Annotated in this window: 4 protein-coding genes and 1 pseudogene; 2 read left to right on the top strand and 3 right to left on the bottom strand. The window is 62.9% G+C overall.

Going from position 1 to position 6460, the window contains the following annotated elements; all coding sequences use genetic code 11:
* The 3 genes and pseudogenes from AADA04_RS13915 to AADA04_RS13905 all read right to left on the bottom strand — a co-directional run.
* Positions 1-238: pseudogene (locus tag AADA04_RS13915) on the bottom strand (hypothetical protein); the annotation flags it as partial.
* Between the two features lie 9 nt (positions 239-247).
* The gene (locus AADA04_RS13910; RefSeq protein WP_340693878.1) at positions 248-2008 is read right to left on the bottom strand and encodes a tetratricopeptide repeat protein; all 1761 of its coding nucleotides are present in this window, start codon (positions 2006-2008) and stop codon (positions 248-250) included.
* Positions 2009-2071: 63 nt separating this feature from the next.
* Positions 2072-3217, bottom strand: coding sequence for an N-acetylmuramoyl-L-alanine amidase (locus tag AADA04_RS13905; RefSeq protein WP_340693877.1), 1146 nt, complete (start codon positions 3215-3217; stop codon positions 2072-2074).
* A gap of 644 nt (positions 3218-3861) precedes the next feature.
* Between AADA04_RS13905 and AADA04_RS13900 the strand changes: the two genes are divergently transcribed.
* Both AADA04_RS13900 and AADA04_RS13895 read left to right on the top strand, forming a co-directional pair.
* Positions 3862-6114 (top strand): ribonuclease E/G, encoded by a 2253-nt coding sequence (locus tag AADA04_RS13900; protein ID WP_340693879.1) that lies wholly within the window; start codon positions 3862-3864, stop codon positions 6112-6114.
* Positions 6115-6150: 36 nt separating this feature from the next.
* Entirely contained in the window at positions 6151-6354 is a 204-nt protein-coding gene (locus AADA04_RS13895; RefSeq protein WP_340693876.1) for a hypothetical protein, read from the top strand.
* Positions 6355-6460 lie beyond the last annotated feature (106 nt).

The raw sequence follows: 6460 nt of genomic DNA, 5'->3' as shown, positions 1-6460 counted from the left end.
GGGCGTGGGCGGCCTTGAGCACCAGGTTATCAGCCCCTGCCCCGGCTTCGGCAGCGCCGGGCCCGGTTACAGACAGGGTGAGGATGTCAGACGGCTGGGCCGTTAGCCTGTCGGCGGCTTCGGGGCCTGCGAAGACCACAAGCGAATCGAGGTCATGGCGCCCGTTCGGCTTGAGCGGGCCAACGTGCAGGAACAGGTTCACCTTGGCCGGGGCCAGCATATGCAATGTGTCGGACATGAGCGTGCGTCAGGGCTGCCGGGCAACGGCGAGCGCCGGCGTTTCATCGGGTTCGGCTTTCGTCAACACGGCGATATCGGGCCCGGACTGCATCTTGGCCTGGATCCGCGCCTGAGCCGCGCTGCTCGGGTCGAGCTTCAGGACACGTTGCCACTGGAAGCGGGCCTCTATCTTGCGGCCAATCTGCCAATAGGCATCGCCGAGATGGTCATTGAGGAGCGCCTCGCCGGGCGACAGTTCCACGGCGCGTTCAAGGAAACGGGCGGCCAGTTCGTAGCGCCCCATCCGGTAGTGCGCCCAGCCAAGACTATCGACGATATAGCCGGACTGGGGCTCCAGTTCGACCGCACGCCGGATCATGTCGAGCGCCGCCTCGTAATTGAGGCCCCGGTCGATATAGGCATAACCGAGATAGTTGAGGATCGAGGCGTTTCCAGGCTGCAGCGCAAGCGCGGTCTTGAGATCAGCTTCGGCTTCCGGCCAGCGGCCCGTCTGCTCGCGGGTTGCGCCGCGCGCATAGACAATGCGCCAGTCCTGCCGGCCCGCCTTGGCATCATCGTCGATGATCTCGGTCAACAGGCGCTCGGCCTCACCATTGCGGTCCAGCGACCGATAGAGGTCGGCAAGCTGGATCTTCAGGCCCCGGTCAGGCGAATGGGCCAGTGCATCAGCCGCAATCGCGAGGGATTCCTGGTTGCGTTCTTCCCGGCGCAGCGCCCAGGCCATCTGGCCCCGTGCCGTCGCATAGAATTCAGACGTATCCGGAATGCGCGAGAGGACAGCGATGGCCTCCTGACGGCGCCCGGCATTGTCGAGCGACTGGCCCCAGAGCGAGCGGGCAACATAGAGATCGGGATCGAGGGCGAGCGCGAGCACGAAATAAACGCCCGACAGGTCGTCATCGGTCTGCATCATCAGCGCAGCAGCGGGGACATAGATGGCTAGCGCAGCGCCCTCCCGCGTCGACAGGCGGTCCGGACGGATGCGCTTACCGGCCAGGATGTCGGCACGCAGGCGGTCGAGGGCAGCATTCTGGCCAATCTCGTCGTTGAATGCCTGCAGGATGTCGACGGCGCGCGCCTTCTTGCCCGCCGCAACAAGGAGTTGCGCATGGGCATGAACACCGACGGCCAGACGGGCGCCGGAATCCCAGAGCGTGTCGAATGTGGCGAGCGCGGCTGCATCGTGCTTGTCAGCCATCTGGAGCAGGCCCATCATGTACAGCGTGGAGCTGTCGAGATTGGCGTCACCCGTCAGGCCCGACTTGAGATAGGATTCGGCCGCATCGGCACCGTCGCTATCCGCGATCCGCCAGGCTGACAGGCCCCTTGCAATCACGCGGTTGAACGGCCCGTATTCGGTTTCATCGAGATATTTGGCGGCTTCGTTTTCCTTGCCACGCTCAAGCGCATCGACGCCCAGCGTGAGGCGGACCAGCGTCGCGGTGCTGCCCACGTCACTGGCACGGCGCGCCAGTTCAACCGCAGATTCATAGTCGCCGGCGAGCAGGGCGGAAAAGACCGCGCGTTCGGCAATGCCCGACTTTTCAGGCGCCGTATCAATCGCGGCAGCGTAATACTCAGCCGCTGTTTCGGGATCATTCGTCATGGCGGCAAAGCGCGCGACGAGGAAATCGCCATAGGCGCTGGCCTCGGCCGGGCGGCCATTCGCGAACAGGGCGTCGCGAAGCGCATCTTGCGATGGCACGCTAACGCAGGATCCTGCCAGAAGCAGGGCAGACAGCGCGGAAAAGGGCCGGAGAAGGTTCATTATCGCAATCTTTCAGCAACCGCGCCCTGCCGCAAGGGCGAAGCGCCTGTCCACAGCCGCGGCTCAGTCAGACGCGACAAGGACTTCCTGCCGGTCGAAGAACTTGTCGATGCCGCGCTTGACCGCTTCCATCGATTTGGCCCGCCCCGACGTGGACTGGAGGCGCCTTGCATCCTCGGAATTGGTCAGGAAACCCATCTCCAGCAGGACAGCCGGAACGTCCGGCGCCAGCAGCACATAGAAACCCGCATTGCGGTGGGTGCCGCGCAGTACGGGACCGGCGTCGGCGAGTTCGGGCAAGAGGTCTTCGGCAAAGGCGGCCGAGTGGGATTTGGTTTCACGTTTGACCAGGTCTTCAAGGATGCTGCCGACAACCTTGGAGCCGCCGGTCTCGATCGGGATTTTCCAGTCATTCTTGTCGGCTTCGCGGTCGATCCGGCGCTCGCCGCGCTCGGAAATCGTATAGACCGAGGCGCCTGCCACGTCAGGTGAGCCGGCGGCATCGGCATGCAGCGAGATGAAGAGATCTGCGCCCCATTTGCGGGCCAGAGTCACGCGGTCTTCAAGTTCGATAAACCGGTCATTGTCACGAGTGAGCCGGACCGTGTAGCGCGGGTCCTTCTCCAGCAATTCCTTGAGGTAGAGCGCCGCTTTCAGCGTCACGTCACGTTCCAGCAGGCCGCGGGCGGATTGTGTGCCCGGATCCTTGCCGCCATGACCGGCATCAACGACGATGACATGGTGCCCATTCCCCCGGCGATCACGCTGCCGCAACGGCTCGGACGGTGTGATTTCCGCTGCCGCCATGGCCATCGTGGACTTCCGGATATCCGATTCCGCCCTTGCGAGGCGCTGCATGTCGCGTCTGGCCATGCTGGCAAACCGGGCCGCCGAGACGGTTTGAAGGTCGATAATGATGCGCCAGGCCTGTTCGCTGCCGGTAGGCGGCAAGGACAGGACACGCGAGACGACCAGGGGCCGGTCGAGCGAGAAGCTCAGCCGGTCGCCCGACAGGGCCCAACCATCAACCCCGCCGGCGCCAGTGCCAACCCGAGCCCCGGATTCACCGGAAAGGGGTAGAATCAGGCTGCGTTGGCCACCTGATTCAGCCAGGAATGCCTGCGCATCCTGCGAAATATCGCTCCAGACCGTGATTCTTGTCGGCGCGCCGTCGCCCACGACCCTGACATCGCGAATATCTGCCTGCACAGAAAAACCCGTCAGAAAACAGGTGGCTGCGAGGAAAAGGAGACGAAAAGGGGTCATAGGGTCCGATTAACCAATAATACCGCCTGACACGGGAATATTCAGCCTCCTCCCTAACAGGCCTTAGATTAACCCAGCATTGACCGGACATGTGTCAATGAACTGCGGACTGCGGAATTTCATGCTTTCAATTCCCCTTGAAATTGGGCAGTATCAAGAAAGTAGCCATAATAGAGGGCTGCAAAACAAGTTTCCCAATGACGCGTCAGCGATCGCGCTTCACCGAAAAGGCAAGCGGGCGCCGCGCTCCGGAAAGCAAAGCAATATGTGCACGGGTGCCGTGGCCATCGTCGATTTTCCATTATCGCCTCACAGCGCGTGGAACAGGCATGTCCGCACCCTCCCCCAAACAACACAGACCGGCTTGACCGCTCGCTCGAGGCGCCTTGCGCCCATGGCGGCGGCGCCGGATCATAAGGTCATGTTCCATGAGCAAACTCATGCTAATCGATGCCGCCCACCCGGAAGAAACTCGTGTGGCGATCGTCAACGGCGGCCAAGTCGATGATTTCGACTTCGAGACAACCGGAAACGAACAACTTCGCGGCAATATCTACCTCGCAAAGATAACGCGGGTCTAACCATCGCTGCAGGCGGCTTTCGTCGAGTATGGCGGCAATCGCCACGGTTTTCTCGCGTTCAGCGAAATCCATCCCGATTATTACCAGCTTCCGGCCGAAGACCGCGAAGCCCTCCTCAAGGAAGCCGCTGAAGAAGCCGCTGCCGCTATCGAAGACGAGGATGACGACGAGGGCGACAATGACGCCCACGTCCACGCTGAATCCGACGATCACGACGACGATGATGACGACGATGATGACGACGATGATTCGTCCGATGACGATGATGACGGCGACGATGAAGCGGAAGACGGCGAAACCAAAGCGGCGGCCAAGCCGGCCCGCAGCCGGCGCCCTGCCCGCAAGGAATCACCGCGTTCGTCGATCTCCAAGCGCTACAAGATCCAGGAAGTCATCCGCCGGCGCCAGGTGCTGCTGGTGCAGGTCGTCAAGGAAGAACGCGGCAACAAGGGCGCAGCCCTGACCACGGTCCTGTCGCTCGCCGGTCGCTATTCCGTGCTGATGCCGAATACGCCGCGCGGTGGCGGCATTTCCCGCAAGATCGTCAACGGTGCAGACCGCAAGCGCCTGAAATCCATTGTCGGCGAACTGGACGTGCCGGACGGCATGGGCCTGATCGTGCGGACGGCTTGCGCCAAGCGCACCAATAACGAAATCCGGCGTGACTATGATTATCTCTCGAAACTCTGGGAAACCATTGTCGAGAAAACGCTGACCTCCGAAGCGCCGATGCTGATCAATGCCGAAGGCGGCCTTGTGCACCGTGCCATGCGCGACATGTTCGACAAGGACATCGAAGAAGTCTGGGTGCAGGGCGAAGACGCCTATCGTGAAGCGAAAGACCTCGCCAAGCTGATCATGCCGAGCCAGTCGAAAAAGGTTCAGCAGTGGAAGGAAGATGATCCGCTGTTCGTGTCCGAAGCGATCGAGGACCAGCTGGATTCGATCTATTCGCCGACTGTGCAGCTGAAATCCGGCGGTTACCTGGTGATCAACCAGACCGAAGCCCTCGTCGCCATTGACGTGAACTCGGGCAAGTCGACCAAGGAACGCAATATCGAGCAGACGGCCGTGCGCACCAACCTGGAAGCGGCTGAGGAAGCCTGCCGCCAGATGCGCCTGCGTGACCTCGCCGGCCTTGTCGTGATCGACTTCATCGACATGGACGAGAACAAGAACAATCGCGCCGTCGAAAAGAAGATGAAGGATTGCCTGAAGGTTGACCGGGCCCGCGTCCAGCATGGCCGCATCTCGCAGTTCGGCCTGATGGAAATCTCGCGCCAGCGTCGCCGCCAGGGCGTGCTGCAGGCAACATCGGATCCGTGCGAAGTGTGCAACGGCACCGGACGTCGCCGTTCGATCCCGTCGGCTGCGCTGCAGCTGATCCGGGCCATCGAGGCACGTGCCTCGACCGGCGGCCTGAAGAGCATTTCGGTCAAGGCGCCGACAGACGTGGCGCTCTACATTCTCAACAACAAGCGCGAAGCCCTTGTCGAGACCGAACGGATGGCCGGCTTTGCCGTGTCGATCCATTCGTCGGAAGACCTGTTGCCGGGCGACTTCACGATCGAGGCCGAGCGCGACCCGGGCTCCAAGCCGAAGAAGAAATCGCCGCCACGGTCCCTGTCGAAATCCGCCAAGCCGGTCGTGTCCGATGAGGATGAGGAGGATATCGACGACGAGGATGACGAGATCGTCGCCGACACCGACGATGAGACCGAAGACAAGGCCGAGGATTCCCAGGGCAAGCCGCGCAAGCGCCGCCGCCGCCGGGGTGGCCGTGGCCGCAGCCGCGATGGCCGGGACACCGGTCTCGAAGTGGTTGATGGCGAAGCGACCCCTGTCGAAGCCGGAACACCGCCTGCAAGCGGCGATGCGGACGACGACGAGGATGACGACGAAGACGAAGCCAAGGGCAATTCCGAAGCCCAGTCCGACGAAAACGAGGACGGCACGCGCAAGCGCCGCCGCCGGGGTCGCCGGGGTGGACGCCGTCGGCGCAAGCCGGGTGGCGAGGACCGTGCCGAAGGGGCAGAGGGCGACGCGCCAACCGATGGCGGCGCCTATCTTGACGGCCTGTCGGCCAGTGCACCGGAAATGCTGGACGCCGAAGCGCCAAGCGAAGCCAAGGCCGAGCCTGCGCCGGCGCCGGACGTGACGGCCAGCGAACCGGCTGAAACGGCTGAACCTGAGGCGGCAGGTGCCGACGCAGAGGCCGCCCCCGAGAAGCCGAAACGCGCCCGGCGCTCACGCGCCTAGCCTAAGCCAAAAACGGATGCGGATGCGGATGCACCGGTGGAAGCCAAGGCCGCGCCAGACGCCGAGCCTGTTACCGCCGCCGCGCCTGAACCGGAGTCGGCGAAAGCCGAACCGGCCAAGGAACCGGCCATGGCAGCCGCCGCGCCGAAGCCGAAACCCGAGCCGAAGCCTGAACCGGCCAAGACCGAAGATGCCGGCACGAAGCGCAAAGGCTGGTGGGCCCGCGCCCGCGGCGAATAGGCCAAGGCCAACGCAAGACAAAAAAAGGCCGGAGCAGCGATGCTCCGGCCTTTCTTATATTTGATCCGAATGCTCAGTTGGAAATTGCGTCATCCTGGTTTTCTTC

The sequence above is a fragment of the Hyphomonas sp. genome, assembly GCF_037969335.1.
Lineage (GTDB): Bacteria > Pseudomonadota > Alphaproteobacteria > Caulobacterales > Hyphomonadaceae > Hyphomonas.
Note: the sequence above shows the minus strand (reverse complement) of the source record. Positions and strands in the feature narration are given on the sequence as shown.